Raw genomic sequence first — 19,268 nt, 5'->3', positions numbered from 1 at the left:
GTATTCTCGGTATTCCCGGCGGATTGCCGAACCGGAAGGATCAGCCGCGACCGAACGCCTGCCGCGCGCGGGCTTCGGCGACGACGGCGGGGTTGAGATTGGGGTGCCGCTCCGCGGCCAGCCGCCAGTGCTGTTCGGCCTGCTCGTGCTGCCCGGCGGCGTAGGCGACATTGCCGAGGCCGGTCTCGGCGCGAGCGGCCTCGTAGCTACTTCCGCACTGCTGACTGCGATCGAGCGCGTCCCGGTAGGCGGTGGCGGCCTCGTGCCGGCGCTCCGCGCGGTGGTGCACCCAGCCCTGGGCGTTGAGCGACATGGCCGCGTCCAGGTCGAGGCCGAGTTCCTCGAAGGTGGCGAAGGCCGCGCCTGCGTTGTCCAAAGCCGGTGCGTAGTCGCCGAGTTCGGCCTGCACCAGTGCGATACCGCGCTGCGTGATGGCGATGTTGCGGTGCGCCTCGACGCGTTGGTAGAAGCCGAGCGCGGTCTCCATGCCCTTGAGCGCCGACGGGTGGTCGCCGCGGAAATGGGCGATCCAGGCGAGGTTGTTCACGGCGGTGTGCGCCCCGTGCTCGTCTTCGAGCTCCCGGAACAGCGCGTGCGCGGCGCGATAGTGCTGCTCGGCCTGGTCGAGCAGGCCGCGTTCGATGCTGGCGACACCGAGGTTGTTCGAGGTGGTGGCCTGTGCCCAGAGGTCCCCGTTGACTTCGGCGGAGGTCAGGGCCTGCCGGCAGGTCGCGATCCAGGGGTCCCACAGCTTGGTGAGGAAGAAGTAGCCGCGCAGCGCGAACGCGAGTTGCCAGGCCCGGTCGTGGAAGCCGTGTTCGCCGGCCGCGGTGCAGAGCGCGACGAGGTTGCGCCACTCGTCCCGGAGCCATTCTTCACCGCAGTTGTCCCGGGTGAAATCCGGTACGGCGGGCGGCAGGTGCCCGAACTCGATGTCGCGGCGGTGGCGTTGCGGGGTCAGGATCCGGTCGACCAGATCGGTGGCATACACGTTGAGGTCGAACAGCCGGGCGAGCGCCGCGCGCTGCTCCGGAGCCGGCACGGCGGGCAGCGCGATGGTGCGGGCGAAAGTGCGGATGAGGTCGTGGAACTGGTACCGGCCGGTACTTTCCTGGGTGATGAGGTGCGCGTCGTGCAGGCCGGCCAGCAGCCGCTCGGTGCTCGGCAGGTCGGCGCCGGCCAGCGCGGCCGCGCTGTAGATCTCCAGGTCCGCACCGGGGTGCAGGGCCAGCAGGCCGAACAGGCGTTGCTGCTGTGCTGGCAGCTCCCGGTAGGAGAGCTGGAAGGTGGCGGTGATGCTGCGCTCCCCGTCGTCGAGCTCGCCCAGCCGCGCGGACTCGTCGTCGAGGCGCTGGTCCAGCTCGGCAAGGGTCCAACTCGGGTTGGCCCGCAGCCTGGCCGCGGCGATCCGCAGGGCGAGGGGGAGCCGCCCGCAGCGGTTCACGATGCCGCTGACCGCGGTGCCGTCGTCGGTGCGGTGCGGGTGATCGTGGATGAGCTCGGTGAACAGGGCGGCCGCCTGCTCGTGGGGCAGGGTCGCCAGCGTGATGTGGCGGGCGTCGTCGAGCGCGGCGAGCCGGTGCCTGCTGGTGACCAGCACCCGGCACTGCGGCTCGGCCGGGACCAGCGGCAGCAGATGCCGGGTGGCACGGGCGTTGTCCAGGACGATGAGGAAACTGCGGCCCCGCAGCCGATCCCGGTAGAGCGCCGCGCGGTCGTCGGTGTCGGCCGGGATCTCCTCCGCGGGGACCCCCAGGATGCGGAGGAACCGGTCCAGCGCTTCCGCGGCGGTGACCTCACCGGCGCCGGGGGTGTGCCCGCGCAGGTCGAGGAACAGAACTCCGTCGGTGAAATGCGTTTGAAGGCGGTGTGCGCAGCGCACGACCAGTGTTGTCTTGCCGACACCGGCCATTCCGTGCACGGCGCACACCGCCGCACCCCCCTCTACTTCGCGCAGCACCGCTGCGCGAATCTCCTCCAGTTCGTCGGCACGGTCGGCGAAATGGGGCGTGACCGCGGGTAGCCCGGACCGCATCATGACCAGGGCCGCCCGTCGCTGCCGTCGCGGCGCATCAGTGGGCAGCAGCGCGGTCAGGGTGCCGCCCGTGCCGAACTCGGTGTCGCAGAGCGCCGCGAGTGCCGCGTTCGGCCCGGCCATACCGGTTTCGACCTTGCTCAGGTATCCCTTGCTGTAGTGCACCCTGGTCGCCAGCTCGGTCAGCGACAGCTTGGCCTCCTGCCGCAACCTGCGCAGCTCCGCCCCGAACGTCACGTCGGCACCTCTCGCATCGAGCCCATGAGTCCAGCCCAGTATGGCCGGAGACCGGACAACGCCGAACGAGCGGACCCTTGGCGAAATCGAAAAGGAGGTGTGCCGGCTGTAGGCATGCAGCCAATAATTGGCACCTCATCAGGAACCCAGAGCCAGCCCGATCAGCGCCGTCACCATGGCAAACCAGAACACGACCCGGCACAGGGTGGCCAGCCGTATGTATACCCTCATCGCCGCTCCCAAGATCAGGTGAACTCGAACCGTCGTGCTGTTCACCCAGGTTGGCGGGAGCGTTCTGGTGGCGGCAAGATGTTTCGTTTTTCCAGGTTCTACGAGAAACGAAACCTGGCCGTCGGGCCCCACCCGCGAGGCCGCCATCGAGGACCCGGTAGGGTGATGATGTTGGCGTCTTCACCGGATCTGCCCGGTGCCCGCGCATCAAAGCGGTGAGCACATCGAACGCCCCGACGTCCCCAACTGGTTCCAGTTTCTGGATGCGTCGCCCCTGCCTCGAACCACACGCCAAAGAACGGAGTAAAAGCCCATGAGCACGACCAGAATCACCAACGGCACCGAACGAGCGGTCATCGAGAACATGCTCGATCGCAACCGCGAAGCCCTGATCGAGACCGCGCGCGGCCTCTCCGAAGCCGACGCCCGCCGCCGGCTCGTCGCTTCACTTACGACGCCGATTTCATTGATCAAGCATGCCGCGGGCGCCGAACGGATCTGGTTTCAACGATTCTGGGCCGGCCTCGACGAATCCGAATGCGACGGGTACTCGAAACGGGACGAGGGTACCTTCACCGTCACCGACGACGAGTCCTTGGCCGACGTTATCGCCGAGTTCGAACGCGCAAGCCAACGATCACGTGAAATCGCCGCCCGCTTCAACCTCGACGACACCAAGGACAACCCCCGTGAAGGAAAAGTCAGCATGCGATGGACCCTGCTGGCCATGATCGAAGAATTCGCGCGGCACGCAGGACACGGCGACATCCTTCGCGAACAGCTCGAGCAGGACCCGCATCGGAAGCCGAACCCGTGAGACTTCGGCTCACAGTCCGGCTTCGAGTTCCGCGATCCGCCGGAGGTCGTCAGCCAGCTCCGGTCCGCTGACCCCGGTGGCCCTGGCGCGGGTCAGCAGTTCCCGTGCCAGGGCCGGCTCCCCTTGGCGGACCGCCACGTCGGCCCGAAGTACCAGCAGCTTCACGAGCTGGACCGCGGTAGGCTCCTCGTCGGTCCGGTGCAGCGCGCGGTCCAGGACTTTCACCGCCAGCACCAGGTCCTGCTTGGCATCGGTGAACAGCGAGCCCATGTGGATGGCCCGGTCGAACGTCCCCTTCGGCAACGGCCGGTGCCGCTGGTTCTCGCTGATCGGCTGGGCGATCTGGATGGTGTTCCCGCCGGGATCGATCACCAGGAACTGTCGCGACCCGTAGCTCATGTCCTTCAACGTGCCCACTCGCGGAAGTCCCTGGGTGGGCACTGATCCGAGTGCCTCCCGCAGCCCTTCGGTGAAGGTCGCATACAGGTAGTCGACGTCATCGGTGTCGACAAGGCAGCCATGCGCGGAGGAGGTCGGATCGAATTTCTTGTCTCCGTAGAAGTTCAGCTCGATACCCGCACGCTTAACGCTCAGAAACTGGTACGGCGCCGTCTGTCGGAAAGTGATCTCAAATCCCAATGCGGTGTAGAAGTCGGCCACCGGCTCAATCGACTTGGCCATCAACCTGGGAATCGTCTTCTCCGTCATTTTCACGAAGGTAGAGATCGGTCTCTCCGCTCGCACATGAAAGTGAGAACCCCGATCTTTCCTAGCCTTCGGTGGTTCAGTTCTATCTGTGGACGGTCGACCGGACCAGTGGGTCCCGCTGGTCCGGTCCGGCTGTGCTGCGACCGGCTCTGGGCCGTTGAGCCGTTTGTTGGATTGTGATCGAAGGTGTTGACATTTGTGCGGTGATCGTCGTGAAATGGGATGAACCGGTCGTCTGCCGGGGTGGGTCTCCCGCGAAGAAGGGTGTCCGACAGTGTCGTCTTCGATGTCATCGTTGTCAGCTGCGCCGTCATCTGCGCCGTCAGCATCATCGACCCGGCGGCGAAGAACCGGGGCTCTCCGGTTCCTGGTGTGCGCGTTCGTGTCCGCGTTGCTCGCCGCCGTCATGACGCCGGCCGCGTCGGCGGCCCCGCCCGGCTGGCGGATGGGCGAGCCGCGGATGCCGACGCCGTGGACCCACGAGGTCTCGCCGGGTAACGCGCTGCCCGAATATCCGCGGCCGCAGCTCGTCCGCAAGGAATGGCGGAACCTCAACGGGGTTTGGGAGTTCGCGGGCGCCACGGCCGGGGAGACGCCGCCGATCGGGCGCGGCTTGCCCGAACGGGTGCTGGTGCCGTATCCGGCCGAGTCGGTGCTGTCCGGGATCGAGCGGCACGAGGATCACATGTGGTACCGGCGGACGTTCACCGTGCCGCAAGGCTGGCGGGTCGGCTGGGGCAATTCGCTGCGGATGCACTTCGGCGCGGTTGACTACAAGGCCACGGTGTGGGTGAACGGCAAGAAGGTAGCCAGTCACCAGGGCGGCTACGGAGCGTTCTCCGCGGACGTCGGCGCGGCCCTGAAACCTTGGGGTGAACAGGAAATCGTGGTCGGCGTGGAGGACAGGGCGGACGCGACCTGGCAGCCGGTCGGCAAGCAGCGGCTGGTGCCCGACCGCGGCATCTTCTACGAGGGCGCGTCCGGGATCTGGCAGACGGTGTGGATGGAGCCGGTGCCGTCCGGCTACGTCGACACCCTCGGCATGGTGCCCGACATCGACAGCTCCACCCTGGGACTTACCGTGCGCACCGGTGGCGAGCGGGCTGGCCTGCGTGCCGAGGTGACCGTGCTGGACGGCAACCGGGTGGTCAGCCGCACCGACGGGCCGGTCGACCAGGCGTTGAAGGTGCCGGTGCCGCAGGCCAAGCTGTGGTCGCCGGACAAGCCGTTCCTCTACAACCTCAACGTCGTGCTGAAGAAGGGGCACCGCGCGGTCGACCGGGTGTCGTCCTACTTCGGGATGCGGGAGATCGGCACCGCCAAGGGCGAGGACGGCAAGCTGCGGATCACCGTCAACGGCAAGATCCTCTTCCTGATGTCCACTTTGGACCAGGGCTACTGGCCGGACGGCATCTACACCGCGCCGACCGACGAGGCGCTGCGGTTCGACCTCGAGCAGCACAAGGAGCTCGGCTTCAACACGGTGCGCAAGCACATCAAGACCGAACCCGACCGCTGGTACTACCACGCCGACCGGCTCGGCCTGCTCGTCTGGCAGGACATGCCGTCGATGAAGACCGGCGGCCGTCCGCCTGCCGACGCGCAGCGGCAGTTCGAGACCGAGCTGAAGGAACTGGTGGAGCAGAAGAAGAACTGGACCTCGGTGATCGGCTGGGTGCCGTTCAACGAGGGCTGGGGCGAGTGGTCCAAGGAAGCCACCGGCCGGATCGCCGACGAGGTCAAGGCGCAGGACCCGACCCGGCTGGTGAACGCGCACAGCGGGGTGAACTGCTGCGATTCGCTCGGCGACTCCGGCAAGGGCGACGTGATCGACTGGCACCAGTACGTCGGACCGGCGAACCCGGTGCCCGAAGCGGGCCGGGTGTCCATCGACGGTGAGCACGGCGGTTTCGGGCTCGAGGTGGACGGGCACATGTGGTTCGGCGAGGGCCACGCCTACGAGATGACCCCGGACAAGGCGACGCTCACCCGGCGGTATGTGGAGAACCAGCGCGATGTGCTGGCCACGGCGGAGCGCTGCGGTATCAGCGGGGCGATCTACACCCAGGTCACCGATGTCGAGCACGAGGTCAACGGCTTCTTCACCTACGACCGGCAGGTCGCGAAGATGGACTTCCCGCAGGTGCGCGCGATCAACGACGAGATCGTGCGCAATGCCGACGGCACCGGCCCCGGCGGTCCGGGTCCCGGTCCTGGCACGCCCGGCCTGGCCGGTGTGCACTCGTACCAGTTCGACGAGGGCGGCGGGTCGACGGCGACGGACTCCGTCGGCGACGCCGACGCGGCACTGACCAACGCGCGGTGGGGCGAGGGCGTCAAGGGCGGCGGGCTGGCCTTCTCCGGTGACGGGCAGGCGGACACCGGCGCCGCGCTGGTCGGCACGGGCGGCAGCTACTCGGTGTCGGCCTGGGCCAAACTGGACGAGGCCGGTACCGGTTTCCAGACGGTCGTCAGCCAGGACACCGGCCGGGACAGCGCCTTCTTCCTGCAGTACTCCGGCGCCGACCAGCGCTGGGCGATGAGCTTCTCCGGGCTGCGCGCGCTTTCGCCGGAGAAGCCGGAACCCGGTCGCTGGTACCACCTGACCGGCGTCCGCGACGCCGCGGCCGGCAGCCTGTCGCTCTACGTCGACGGTGCCAAGGTCGCCACGCGCAATGCCTGCACCACCCCGGAATCCACCGGCCACACGGTGCTCGGCCGCGGCCAGTACGGCGGCAACCAGGTCGACTTCCTGCGCGGCGCCGTCGACGACGTCCGCCTCTTCGATCGCGCTCTCTCCGACAAGGAGGTCGCCACCCTGGCAACCCGCTAACCGCTCGTGAGTGGAAAGTGTTGCCCCGGCAACACTTTCCACTCACGACGCCTGACCTGCGGTTATTTGCGCTTCGGCATCAGTTCGAGGAACGGGGCGAGGTCGCGCAGCGCCAAGGGATCCAGCATCACCCGGCACGCCTCGTCGACCAATCGCCCTGGCGACCGGTCGAAGACCCGGCACAGGCCGACGAACTGCCAGAGCGACATCGCTCGTTCGCCCCGCAGGATCCGCGACAGCCGCGTCGGGTCCAGGCCACCGCCCACGGCATCGCACACCGCCTTCAGGGACAGCCCGCTTCGCCACCGGAGCCTGGCCAGTTCGGCCACCATCGCGTGTTCCACGTCGCGGAGTTGTTCTTCGCTCGGCATAAACTCGTTCCCTCTCATCGTGGTTCGCTGTCCGCCTGGTCGGCCGTCTGCCGGATTTCGGCGGCGAGGGCTTCCATGTCGCCGGCGAGCCGCCGGGCCTTCGCCGTCTCGTCGCGTAGGAGGTCGATGCCGAGGAGGTGCAGGCGGTATCGCACCGAACGCGCGCGATCTTCGAAGGTCTCGTTCATCGTGGTTCCCCGGCAGGGGCCGGATCGGGGCCGGTGATGGCCAGGGGTTCGGTGCGGTTTTCGATCTCCGCTGCCCGGTGCGCCAGAAGCCCGCCTACTCCGAGGTGAAGGTGGGACAGCCTGCGAAGCAAGGCAGGGTTGAGGGGACCGCCGGGTGGGATGTTGGTGACCAGGTGCTGGACCGCCAGCCCGATGTCCCGGCCGAGCCGGTTCAGGTTGGCGAGCAACTCACGGTCCTCGCGCTTCATCGTCGGACCGCCTTGTCGGGAGCGGCGCGGTAAGTACGGTCCGCGCGGTGCCGGGCACGGGTTTCGGCGCGAAGCCATCTGTGGGCCCGGCGCATGTTGCGCTGGTGGCCGCGCGGCTGTCTGTCGAGATGCCGGTGCGCGACCGGCAGCACGGCGAAGAGCAGGACGACCAGTGCGACCCACGTGACCGATAGCCACATTCTCTCTCACACTCCGCTACTGGTTAAGACGTGTTGATCAGTTATACGATGGCATGCGGTCCACAACTGGTCAAGACGAGTTGGCATGAGGAGAATGGCGAGCATGGTTGATCGGACAAGCGGAGTTCCAGCCTTCCGGCAAGTCGCGGCAGACCTGAGGGAGAAGATCTCGGCAGGCACGTTCGCGCCAGGCTCGCGGCTGCCGAGCGAGCGGGAGTTGGTCGAGGAGTACGGAGTGTCGCGGCCGACGATCCGCGATGCCGTGAACGTTCTCCGAACCGAAGGCGTGGTCGTCGCCGAGCACGGGCGCGGCGTGTTCGTGAAGCCACCGGCCACGATCCACCGACTGTCCAGATCGCGGCTCTCCAGGTTGGCGCGAGAGCAGAACCGCGGCGCGTTCTTGGCTGACGCCGCGGACCGCGGCTTCAGCCCGTCTTCCTCCGTGAAGGTCTACTTCGAATCAGCCGGAGATCGGGCAGCCGGCCACTTGCAGGTTTCTCCGGACACTGAGGTGACGGTCCGCGACCGTGTGATGCGTGCCAACGGTCTGGTTGTTCAACTCGCGGTGTCGCGTCTTCCCCGTGACCTGACTCGTGGCACTGCGATCGAACAGGTCGACACCGGCACCGGTGGCGCATACGCACGACTAGAAGAAGCCGGGCACCCGATCGGCTCGTTCACCGAGCACGTCGGCGCCCGCATGCCAACACCAGAGGAAGCCAGCGCGCTCCAGTTGAGGGAAGGCGCGCCGGTGATCACCGTGACCAGGGTTGCCTACGGAGAAGACGGCAATCCGCTGGAGATGAACGACATGGTGCTGCCGGCCAACATGTACGAGCTGACCTACGAATGGCCCGCCGAATAAGCGACATCGCTGGGATCACCGCCCGGCGAGTCCCACGTTCGCGCCTGGCGAGTCCTACGTTCGCGCTCGGCGAGTCCCACGTTCGCGGTGGGCGAGTCGAGCTTGTGGGGCGTCACTGGTCATCGTGCTGGTCGAAGTCGAACATCCGTTGCGGGTGACGGAGAAACGTTTGCCACAGTCGCACGGCATCGAGGTCCGACCATTCCTGCTCGTGGATTCCGTCCTCGGACATTTCCAGGATCTGCGCGCCGGGGAGCGCGGCCACCAGTGGGGAATGTGTGGAGTAGATGACCTGGGCGTTGTGCGTGGCCACCAGTTCGCGCAGGTGATACAGCAACAGCAACGTGGACTGGAACGACAGCGGCCCCTCGGCCTCATCGAGAAGGTAGAGACCAGGTCCACTGAATCGTCCGGTGATGGCCTGCAGGTAGGACTCCCCGTGGCTGACCTCCCAGGACAGCCGGTCGCCATATCCCACGACCTCTTTGCCGGTCATGTAGGCCAACATGCCGTAGGCGGTTTCGGCGCGCAGGAAGAACCCGGTGGCCTTGCGCCCGGTGAGCTTCCGGCCGCGGGTCGTGCGATGTAGGCGAAGGGCCGCTCCGAGTGGGCTCTTGTCCAACGGGCTGACATAGTGCCGGCCGCCGTGGCCGCCACGAACATCCAACCCGTACGCCTCGGCAATGCCCTCCAACAAGGTGGATTTGCCACTACCGTTGGCGCCGACCAGCACCACGAGGTCGCTGGTGATCGGCAGGCCGTTCTCGGCCAGGTCGCGGATCGCGGGAACCGAAAGCGGCCAGGCCGACTCGTCACCTTCGGCGAAAGCGGTGGTCACCTCGATGTGGTCGATCAGCATGACGTCAACCGTAAGGTCCGGACGTGCCCCTCGTTCGGGGGCTATGCCGGGGTTGAGGTGTCGTTCAGAGTGGAGCGCACGAGGGAAGACGGGCGACACGAGAAGTGACCGGTCGAGCGGAGCTGGCAGCCAAGCTCAAAGCTGCAGGCAAGTTGCCAGAGGGCCGAGCTACGCCGGCACTTCGCCGATGGACCAGCCCAAGCGCCAGGAGCCGATCGGTTCGAGCCGGTGGGCCGGGTCCACGAGACCGCGGATCCTGAGGTGGTCATCTTCGAGTTCAGCTACGTCGGTTCGGCGAACGGCGGTCCCTTCACCGTGCCGTGCGTCTTTGTGACACGGGTGCGCGACGGCGTCATCGTCGAATCACGCGACTACGGCGACCACGTGGGTATGGCCCGCGCCTTCGGCCGACTCGACAACTTGGCCACTGCGCTGGCAGCCGATTCCTGAATCACTTTCGGGCAGGATGGCGGCTGAGGGGATTCCGGCCTCCTTGCGACGGACATGAGCGGCAAATTCGCTGACGCGGACGGCCAACACGGCGACGCGGGTGGCAAACACGGGAGCTGGGGGCGGGATGCAGCGGGTGGACGAGGTGTTGAAGGGGCATGCGGGAAGGCTCGGGGGGAAGGTGGCCTTCAGCGACGGGCGGCGGGAGGTGACGTACGCGGAGTTGGAGGGGCGGACGGCGCGGCTGGCGGGGCATTTGGTGCGGCTGGGGGTCGGGCGCGGGCAGCGGGTGGCGTTGTTGCTCGGTAACGGGGTGGAGGTTGTCGAGGGGGTGCTCGCGGTGACCAGGGCGGCGGGGGTGGGGGTGCCGCTGAACCCGAGTGGGTCGGACGCCGAAGTCGCGTTCCAGCTCGACGACAGCGCGGCCGTGCTGGTCATCACCGATCCCGCGCATCTGGCGCAGGTGCGGCGGGCCGGGGCGGGCCGCGAGCTGACCGTCGTGGTCACCGGCGGCGGGCAGCCGGGCGCGGTTTCCCTGGACCACCTCGCCGCCACCGACCCCGGCGTGCCGCCGAGGGACGACCTCGGGCTCGATGAACCGGCCTGGATCCTCTACACCTCCGGCACCACCGGACGGCCGCGCGGGGTGGTCTCCCAGCAGCGTGCCGTGCTGTGGATGGTCGAAGCGTGCTACCGGTCGGTGCTCGGGTTCGGCGAGCACGACAAGGTCCTGTGGCCGCTGCCGATGCACCACGCGCTCGCGCACACCATCTGCGTGATCGGGGTGACCGCGGTCGGCGCCAGCGCCAGGATCCTGCCGGGGTTCACCGCCGAGGAGACCCTGAACAGCTTGCGCAACAACGAGTTCACCTTCCTCGCCGGGGTTCCGGCGAGCTACCGCCGGCTCGTCCACGGCACCGACGGCACGGTGCGCGGCCCCCGGATCTGCCTCACCGGCGGGGCGCCGAGCACCGAAGAGCTGCGGGACTCGTTCGAAGCGGCGTTCGGCGTCCGGCTGCTCGACGGTTACGGCAGCACGGAGACCTGCGGCAAGATCACCATGACGGCGCCGGACGATCCACGGGTGCCCGGCTCCTCCGGCCCGCTGGTGCCGGGGCAGCAGGTGCGGATCAGCGATCCGGACACCGGCGCCGAACTACCCGACGGCGCGGAGGGTGAGATCTGGGTGCGCGGGCCCAGCCTGATGCTCGGCTACCACGGTCACCCCGACGCACTGGCCGACGGCTGGTACCACACCGGCGATCTCGGCCGCCGGGTCGAGCACGGTCAGCTCGAAATCACCGGACGGCTGAAGGAACTGATCATCCGCGGCGGTGAGAAGGTCCATCCGTCCGAAGTGGAGCGAGTGCTCGTCGGGCTGCCGGAGGTCGCGGACGTGGCGGTCGCGGGCAGGCCGGACGAGGCGCTCGGTGAGGTGCCCGTGGCCTACGTGGTCCCGGCGCCCGGTGGCGCGGACCCGGACCGCCTGCGCGCCGCCTGCCGCCGCGCGCTCGCCGCGTTCAAGGTCCCCGTCGAGTTCCGCGCGCTGGAAAGCGTGCCCCGCACCGGCTCGGGAAAGGTCATCCGGCATCGGCTCACCGCCATCGCCAGCACGGTTATGCCGTCCGCGACGGGCGACCTGCTCGAACTGGTGCTGCGGGAAACCGCGGCGGCCGCCGGGCTCACCGAGCACGACGAACTCGCCCCGGACCGGCCGTTCACCGAGCTCGGCATCACGTCGATGGGCGCCGTCACGCTGCGCGGCCGGCTCGGCGAGGTACTCGGGATCTCGCTGCCCGCCACGCTCGTCTTCGAGTATCCGACGCCGGAACTGCTCGCCGAACACCTGCGACCGCGAGCCCGCGTGGTGCCGGCGAGCCGGGCGCCGGTGGCCGGGGACCAGGTGGTGATCGTCGGGATGGCCTGCCGCTACCCGGGCGGCGTGCGCTCGCCGGCGGACCTGTGGCGGCTGGTCACCGGCGAAGTCGATGCGACCTCGACGTTCCCGGACGACCGGGGCTGGGATCTCGCCCGGCTGTTCGACGACGATCCGGACCGAGCCGGTCACTCCTACGTCCGCCGCGGCGGTTTCCTGCACGACGTGGCCGACTTCGACCCCGAGCCCTTCGGCATCTCGCCGCGTGAGGCGCTGGCCATGGACCCGCAGCAGCGGCTGCTGCTGGAGACCTCGCTGGAGGCTTTCGAGCGCGCCGGAATCGACCCGGACTCCTTGCGGGACAGCGACACCGGCGTTTTCGCCGGGCTGATGTACGACGACTACGCGTCCCGGATCAGGCGGGTGCCCGGCGAGGTGGAGGCGCAGCTCGGGCTGGGCTCGGCGGGCAGCGTGGCGTCCGGCCGGATCGCCTACACCTTCGGCCTGCGCGGTCCGGCGATCACGGTGGACACCGCGTGCTCGTCCTCGCTGGTGGCCATGCACCTGGCGGCGGCCGCGCTGCGGACGGGGGAGTGCTCGCTGGCGATCGCCGGTGGTGCGGCGGTGATGTGCACGCCGAACTCCTTCATCGGGTTCAGCCGCAGCCGCGGGCTCTCGCCGGACGGGAGGTGCCGTCCGTTCGCCGAGTCGGCCGACGGCACGGCCTGGGGTGAGGGGGTCGGTGTGCTGCTGCTGGAGCGGCTGTCGGACGCCCGGCGCCACGGGCACCCGGTGCTGGCCGTGCTCCGCGGGTCGGCGGTCAACTCCGACGGCGCGTCGAACGGGCTCACCGCGCCCAGCGGCGCCGCCCAGCAGCTGGTGATCCGGCGTGCGCTGGCCGATGCCGGGCTGAAACCGTCTGATGTGGACAGTGTGGAGGCGCACGGCACCGGGACCGCGCTGGGTGACCCCATCGAGGCACGGGCGCTGATCGCGACCTACGGCCACGACCGGACGGACGGCGCGCCGTTGCTGCTCGGTTCGGTGAAGTCCAACCTCGGGCACACCCAGGCGGCGGCCGGGGTGGCCGGGGTGATCAAGATGGTCGAGGCGATGCGGCACGGGCTGCTGCCGAAGACCCTGCACGTGGACGAGCCGTCGTCCTATGTGGACTGGTCGGGCGGGGTCGAACTGCTCACCGAGGCCCGCCGGTGGCCTTCGCCGGGCCGGCCGCGGCGGGCGGCCGTTTCCTCCTTCGGTATCAGCGGCACCAACGCGCACGTGATCCTGGAGGAGGCCGACCCGCCGGACGCGGTGCGGGAGGACGGGGCGGAACCCCGGCCGTGGCTGTTCTCCGCGGCCGACGACGCGGCCCTGCGCGCACAGGCGGGGCGGCTGGCGGCGGCTGATGCCTTGCCGGTGAACGAGGTCGGGTTCTCGCTCGCCGCCCGCGCCTCCTACCGGCGCCGGGCCGCGGTACTGGCCGGGGACGGCCCGGCCCGCGCGGCGGCGCTGCGGGCGTTCGAACGGGAGGAGTCGGACCCGCGGGTGATCACCGGGACGGCAGGCGCCCGCGCGCGCCTGGCGTTCCTGTTCACCGGGCAGGGTGCGCAGCGGCTGGGCATGGGGGAGGGCCTGCGCGACGCTTTTCCGGTCTTCGCCACCGCTTTCGACGACACCTGCACCCTGCTCGACCCCCTGCTGGAGCGCCCGCTCAGGAGGGTGCTCACCGGCGACGACCCGGCACTGCTCGACCGGACCGACTTCGCCCAGGCCGCGCTGTTCGCCTTCGAAGTGGCGCTGTTCCGGCTGCTGGAGTCCTGGCAGGTCCGGCCCGAATACCTGGCCGGGCACTCGATCGGCGAGCTCGCGGCGGCCCAGGTCGCCGGGGTGCTGTCCGCGCCGGACGCGGCCGCGCTGGTCGCCGCCAGGGGGAACCTGATGCGCGAGCTGCCACCGGGCGGCGCGATGGTGGCGGTGCAGGCGACCGAAGACGAGGTGCTGGCCCGCCTCGCCGGGCTGGAAGACCGGCTCGCGGTGGCCGCGGTGAACGGGCCGCGTTCGGTGGTGGTCTCCGGCGCGGAACCCGAACTTCTCGCGCTGGCCGGGGAGTTCGCTGCACTCGGCCGCCGCACCAAGCGGCTCAGCGTGAGCCACGCCTTCCACTCGCCGTTGCTGGAACCGATGCTCGACCGGTTCCGCGCGGTGGCCGCGGGCCTGACCTACCGGCGCCCGGCGATCCCGATCGTCTCCGGCCGCACCGGAGCCGTTGCCGCTGACGGTGAGCTGGAGAACGCCGAGTACTGGGTGCGGCACGCGCGGCATACCGTCCGGTTCGGCGATTCCGTGCGGACCCTCGTCGACAAGGGCGTCACCCTGTTCGCCGAACTGGGGCCGGATTCGGTGCTCACCGCGCTGGCATCGGAGGTCGCCACCGGCCAGGTGTGCGTCGCGACCACCAGGGCAGACGCCCCGGAAGCGGCGACCGTGCTGACCGCGGCCGCCAGGTTGTGGGTGCACGGCGCCGGGATCAGCAGGCGCGCGCTGTTCCCCGAGGACGCGCGGTCCAATGTGGACCTTCCTACCTATTCCTTCCAGCGCAAGCGGTTCTGGCTGGAGGACGGCCCTGCCGCGCCGGAGAACCCGTTGCGCCATCCGGTTCTGACCGACTTGCGGCCGATCGCGGACACCGGACGGCTGCTGTTCTCCGGTGCGCTGTCGCTGCGGGCCCAGCCGTGGCTGGCCGGACACCGGATATCCGGCGCGCTCGTGGTGCCCGCGGCCGTGCTGGTGGAGCTGGCGCTGCGGGCCGGTGACGAGGTCGGCGCCGGGGTGTTGGCGGAGCTGCTGCTCCAGGAGCCGATGATCCTGCCGGAGGACGGGGAGCTTTCGGTCCAGGTCATCGTGGGAGTGCCGGAACCCGACGGTTCCCGGACGGTCTCCGTGCACGCGCGAGGTGCCGATTCCGCGCCCTGGGTCCGGCACGCCACCGGACGCGTCGGCAGCCATGACTTCGCTGGCGGGGCCAGCGCGGTGCCGGCGGTCGGTAGGTCCGAAGTGGACATTGCGGCGGCTTATGCGGCCATGGCGGATCGTGGTTACCGGTACGGTCCGGCCTTCCAGGGCGTGCGCGCCGTCCGGCGGGCCGGTGACGAGTTGTTCGCCGACGTCCGGCTGCCGGAGGCCGCCGGGTTCGCCCTGCATCCCGCGTTGCTGGACGCCGCGGTGCACGCGAAAGCGCTCGCGGACAGCATCGACGGTGCCGGCCCGCTCCGGCTGCCGTTCGCCTGGACCGGGGTGCGCCTGTTCGCCACCGGTGCGACGGACCTGCGGGTGCGGCTGACCTCGCTGGGCCAGGACACGATTTCGGTGGACGCCACGGACCACGAGGGCAGGCCGGTCGTCAGGATCGACTCGCTGGTGACGCGCCCGTTGCCGGAAACATCGCTCGCGCCGCGTCAGGGCGACGACGCCCTGCTGCGGGTGGAATGGGCCGAGGTGCCGGCCGGCACTGGGGGCTCTGGGGGCACTGGGGGCACCGAAGCGTTCCGGGTCCTGGCCGACGAGACCGCCGACCCGGTGGCCAGAACCCACGCGCTGACCGGGCGGACCCTGGCACTGCTGCAGGACTCCGTCGACCGCGAAGAGAACCTGGTCCTGGTGACCAGGAACGGATCCGCGCCGGACCCGGACCCGGCCGCTGCCGCGGTGCACGGACTGGTCCGGGTGGCACAGGCGGAGCATCCCGGCCGGTTCGTGCTGGTCGACGTGGACGACGAGCCCGGTGCGCTGGAGCTGGTCCCCGCCGCCGCGGCGACCGGGGAGCCGCAGCTATCCATCCGCGACGGCGTGGTCCGCACGCCGAGGCTTGTGCGTGCGGGGCCGCTCGCCCGTGCGAAAACAGCGCTCGACCCGGACGGAACCGTGCTGATCACCGGCGGCACCGGCGCGCTCGGCGCGCTGCTGGCCCGGCATCTGGTGACCGGGTACGGGGTGCGGAACCTGGTGCTGACCAGCCGTCGCGGGCGGGACGCGCCGGGCGCGGCCGAACTGGAGCGACTCGACGCGAACGTGCGGATCGTCGCCTGCGATGTGCGTGACCGTGCGGAACTGGCCTCGCTGCTGGCCGACTTGACGTCGCCGCTGACCGCGGTGGTGCACGCGGCGGGGGTGCTCGACGACGGTGTGCTCACCTCGCTCACCCCGGCCCGCTGCGCGGAAGTGTTGCGCACCAAGGTGGATGCGGCGTGGCACCTGCACGAGCTGACCCGCGCACTCGACCTTTCGGCGTTCGTGCTGTTCTCCTCGGCGGCGGGCATCCTCGGCAATCCCGGCCAGGGCAACTACGCGGCGGCGAACGCCTTCCTGGACGCGCTCGCCCGGCACCGGCACGCGGCCGGGCTGCCCGCGCTGTCCCTGGCCTGGGGGCTGTGGCAGACGGCCGACGGGATGGCCGCGCCCGCCGGTGGTCGGTCCGCGGTGGCCGCGATCCGGCCCGGCCACGGGCTTGACCTGTTCGACGCGGCACTGGCCGGGAACGAGCCCGTGCTCGCGCCGATCGTGCTGGACCAGGGCGGGCTCCGACCGGGCGAGCCGGTGCCGCCGATGCTGCGCGGGCTGCTCCGGCCGGCGCGTCCCGTCGCTTCGACACCGGCACCGGAGCCGACAGCGCGGCGCCAGGACCGCACGCCGGTCGACGTGGTGCTCGACGCCGTGGCCGACGTGCTCGGTCATCCCGACCCGACCGCGCTGGACCCGAAAAGGCCGTTCTCCAGCCTGGGTTTCGATTCGCTCACCGCGGTGGAGCTGCGCAACCGGCTCAGCGCCGACCTGGAGGTGCGGCTCCCGGCGACCCTGGTGTTCGACCACCCGACCCCCGCCGCGCTGGCCGCCCATCTCACCGGTGCGGCCCACCGGCCGGTGCCGCGGCCGCAGCCGGGGAACACGCTGGTTTCGCTCTACCGCAAGGTGTGCGAGGCCGGGCAGGTGGTCGCGGCGATGCACCTGCTGGTCACCGCGTCCTGGGCGCTGCCGTCGTTCGGCGTCGCTGCCGGTGCGGCACATCGGCGGCCACCGGTGCGGCTGGCGAGCGGGACCGGCGTGCCCGCGCTGGTGTGCCTGCCGTCTTTCCGGCCGGATGTGGGAGCCAGCGAGTACGTCCGCTTCGGGGCGTGCTTCGACGGCGAGCGGGACGTGTTCGTGCTGCCGCATCCGGGCTTCGCCGACGGTGCCGCGGTACCGGAGGACCGGGAAAGCCTGCTGCGGCTGCACGCGGAAACCGTGCTGGAACTGGTGGGGGACCGGCCTTTCCTGCTCGTCGGTCGGTCCACCGGCGGCCTGGTCGCGGATGCCGTGGCCACCTGGCTGGAGCGGTCCGGAACCGCGCCGGCCGGGCTGGTGCTGATCGACACCTACCAGGTCACCGAGCAGAACGTGAGCGAGGACTGGTTGCTGGGGTTGTCGGCGCGCGGCGCGCTGAGCCTCGGTGCCGCTTTCGACAGCAGCGTCGAGGAAGGTGCGCTGGCCGCGATGGGCGCCTACACCAGGATCTTCGACGGCTGGGCACCGGAGGCGACCGCCGTGCCGACGCTGCTGTTGCGCGCCGGTGAACCCGCCGCGGAGCTGGCGGCTCGCGCTGAAGCGGGCGAGTGGCAGCCTTCGTGGCCACTGGCGCATCACGCGGTCGACGTGCCCGGCGACCATTTCACCGTGCTGGAGGACCATGCCGCTGCCGCCGCCGACGCGGTCCGCGCCTGGGCCGGTGCCTGAGGCCGGGCGGTCGAAGTGCCTGCGCGGCGGCAGCCGATGTCGCTAGGGTGCCTGGTGGTCAGCGAAACGGGCCGCCAGGGAGGGACGGACACGGATGAACGAGCCGGCCACGTTACGCCGGGTGATCGGCGAGCGCTACCTGCTGCTCAAGGAGCTCGGGCGCGGTGGCATGGGGGTGGTCTGGCTGGCCGAGGACCAGCTGATCGGTCGCCGCGTGGCGGTGAAGGAACTGCACGCGCGGGACCTGCGGCCCGGGCTTCCGGCCAGGGAAGAGGAGATCCTCGAACAGCGGATCCTGCGGGAGGCCCGCGCCGCCGGCAGGCTGAACCACCCGTCGACCGTCACCGTGTACGACGTGGTCCAGCAGGGCGGCACCACCTGCATCGTGATGGAACTGGTCGAGGGCATGACCCTGACCGAGCTGGTCGCGAAGCACGGTGCGCTGCCGGTGGAGCAGGTCCGCCAGGTGGCCTGGCAGGTGCTGGCGGCGCTGGAGGCGGCGCACGCGCTGGGCATCGTGCACCGCGACGTCAAGCCGAGCAACGTGATGGTGCTGCCGGACGGGCGGGTGAAGCTGGCGGACTTCGGCATCGCGCGGATGGCCGAGGAGACCAGCCTGACCTCCACCGGGGCCATGGTGGGCTCGCTCGCTTATCTGGCGCCCGAACGGATCCAGGGCGCGGGCGCGACCGCCGCCTCGGATCTGTGGGCGCTGGGTGCCACCCTGTTCTGCGCGGTTGAAGGCCGTCCGCTGTTCGAGCGGGACAACGCGGCGGCGACGGTGCACGCGATCATGAACCTGCGGGCGCGCTGCACCCGCTGCGACGGCCCGCTCGCCGAGCTGATCCACGGCCTGCTCGAATCGAACCCCGGGGAACGGGTGGACGCGGACCGGGCGCGCTGGCTGCTGAGCCAGGTCGGCCCGGCCAGTCCGGCCCTAGCCCGGACGGTGCCTCGGCGCCGGGTGCCGAAGCGGGTGCTGGCCGCGATGGCGGCCGCACTCGTGGTGGTCGCGGTGTCGGTCACCGTCGCCGTGCTCACCCGGCAGTCCGCCGGCACGTCCGCCGGTCAGGGCAACCAGCCCACGCCGGCGAGCGCGCAGCCTTCGCCCGGCAAGGTGACGGCGGCCGATTTGGGCGTCACCGTCACCAACGTGCCCAACGAGCGGCCGGTCATCGCCATCGCGCCGGGGAGCACACCGCCGCCGCAGCTGTTCATCGAAGACGTGTACCCGGGCAACGGTCCCGAAGTGCGGCCGGGCAGCACGGTCACCTTCTACTACGTCGGAATGTCCTGGTCCGATCGGCAGGACCACTCGTCGAGCGGGTACGTCGACCTTGCCGTCGAACCGGGCACCACGATCCAGGGCTTCACCGAGGGCATGATCGGCATGCGAGAAGGCGGGCGACGCTTGTTGGTGGTGCCACCCGGTAAGGCCTACGGCACAAAAGGCTACGAAACGGATGGACGCTCCGGCAAAATCGGGCCGAACGAGACCCTGGTCTATGTAATTGGTATGCGCACGGTGCGCTAGCGGCAATTCCGGAATGGTGAATTGGCAAGCAAGAGCACTATTCCTGC

General features: G+C 70.0%; 12 protein-coding genes. 6 read left to right on the top strand and 6 right to left on the bottom strand.

Annotation, left to right across the window (positions count from 1 at the left end; all coding sequences use genetic code 11):
• Positions 1–40 precede the first annotated feature (40 nt).
• Positions 41–2,272 carry an ATP-binding protein gene (locus tag AMYNI_RS43975; protein WP_020667456.1) on the bottom strand — a complete coding sequence of 744 codons (2,232 nt, stop codon included), beginning with the start codon at positions 2,270–2,272 and terminating at the stop codon, positions 41–43.
• Positions 2,273–2,816: 544 nt separating this feature from the next.
• Between AMYNI_RS43975 and AMYNI_RS0107880 the strand changes: the two genes are divergently transcribed.
• Positions 2,817–3,320: a DinB family protein gene (locus AMYNI_RS0107880; protein ID WP_020667454.1), complete on the top strand. Its 504-nt coding sequence runs from the start codon at positions 2,817–2,819 to the stop codon at positions 3,318–3,320.
• A gap of 9 nt (positions 3,321–3,329) precedes the next feature.
• On the opposite strand, the gene AMYNI_RS0107875 is transcribed toward AMYNI_RS0107880, so the two are convergent.
• Positions 3,330–4,028: a glyoxalase/bleomycin resistance/extradiol dioxygenase family protein gene (locus tag AMYNI_RS0107875; RefSeq protein ID WP_026360172.1), complete on the bottom strand. Its 699-nt coding sequence runs from the start codon at positions 4,026–4,028 to the stop codon at positions 3,330–3,332.
• A 406-nt stretch (positions 4,029–4,434) separates the two neighbouring features.
• Here AMYNI_RS0107875 and AMYNI_RS0107870 point away from each other — a divergent pair, with 406 nt between their 5' ends.
• Positions 4,435–6,861 carry a glycoside hydrolase family 2 gene (locus tag AMYNI_RS0107870; protein WP_040406666.1) on the top strand — a complete coding sequence of 809 codons (2,427 nt, stop codon included), beginning with the start codon at positions 4,435–4,437 and terminating at the stop codon, positions 6,859–6,861.
• Positions 6,862–6,923: 62 nt separating this feature from the next.
• Here the strand turns inward: AMYNI_RS0107870 and AMYNI_RS0107865 are convergent, their stop codons facing one another.
• From AMYNI_RS0107865 to AMYNI_RS0107855, 3 genes are read right to left on the bottom strand one after another with little or no spacing between them, the layout of a single operon-like run.
• Positions 6,924–7,232: a helix-turn-helix domain-containing protein gene (locus AMYNI_RS0107865; RefSeq protein WP_020667451.1), complete on the bottom strand. Its 309-nt coding sequence runs from the start codon at positions 7,230–7,232 to the stop codon at positions 6,924–6,926.
• A 14-nt stretch (positions 7,233–7,246) separates the two neighbouring features.
• Positions 7,247–7,420: a hypothetical protein gene (locus AMYNI_RS48880; RefSeq protein WP_020667450.1), complete on the bottom strand. Its 174-nt coding sequence runs from the start codon at positions 7,418–7,420 to the stop codon at positions 7,247–7,249.
• Positions 7,417–7,668 (bottom strand): hypothetical protein, encoded by a 252-nt coding sequence (locus AMYNI_RS0107855; protein ID WP_020667449.1) that lies wholly within the window; start codon positions 7,666–7,668, stop codon positions 7,417–7,419. The genes AMYNI_RS48880 and AMYNI_RS0107855 overlap by 4 nt, the downstream gene beginning before the upstream one ends.
• Positions 7,669–7,971: 303 nt before the next feature.
• Here AMYNI_RS0107855 and AMYNI_RS0107845 point away from each other — a divergent pair, with 303 nt between their 5' ends.
• Entirely contained in the window at positions 7,972–8,733 is a 762-nt protein-coding gene (locus AMYNI_RS0107845) for a GntR family transcriptional regulator (RefSeq protein ID WP_026360171.1), read from the top strand.
• Positions 8,734–8,845: 112 nt separating this feature from the next.
• Here the strand turns inward: AMYNI_RS0107845 and AMYNI_RS0107840 are convergent, their stop codons facing one another.
• Positions 8,846–9,592 (bottom strand): AAA family ATPase, encoded by a 747-nt coding sequence (locus AMYNI_RS0107840; protein WP_020667446.1) that lies wholly within the window; start codon positions 9,590–9,592, stop codon positions 8,846–8,848.
• 141 nt (positions 9,593–9,733) lie between these two features.
• Here AMYNI_RS0107840 and AMYNI_RS50675 point away from each other — a divergent pair, with 141 nt between their 5' ends.
• The 3 genes from AMYNI_RS50675 (at position 9,734) to AMYNI_RS47100 (ending at position 19,221) form a co-directional block, all read left to right on the top strand.
• Positions 9,734–10,042, top strand: a complete 309-nt coding sequence (locus AMYNI_RS50675; RefSeq protein WP_169515822.1) for a nuclear transport factor 2 family protein — start codon at positions 9,734–9,736, stop codon at positions 10,040–10,042.
• 127 nt (positions 10,043–10,169) lie between these two features.
• Entirely contained in the window at positions 10,170–17,687 is a 7,518-nt protein-coding gene (locus AMYNI_RS0107830; protein ID WP_051116283.1) for a type I polyketide synthase, read from the top strand.
• A 94-nt stretch (positions 17,688–17,781) separates the two neighbouring features.
• Positions 17,782–19,221 (top strand): protein kinase domain-containing protein, encoded by a 1,440-nt coding sequence (locus AMYNI_RS47100; protein WP_020667444.1) that lies wholly within the window; start codon positions 17,782–17,784, stop codon positions 19,219–19,221.
• Positions 19,222–19,268: the final 47 nt, after the last annotated feature.

Source organism: Amycolatopsis nigrescens CSC17Ta-90, assembly GCF_000384315.1.
Taxonomy (GTDB): Bacteria; Actinomycetota; Actinomycetes; order Mycobacteriales; family Pseudonocardiaceae; genus Amycolatopsis; species Amycolatopsis nigrescens.
Note: the sequence above shows the minus strand (reverse complement) of the source record. Positions and strands in the feature narration are given on the sequence as shown.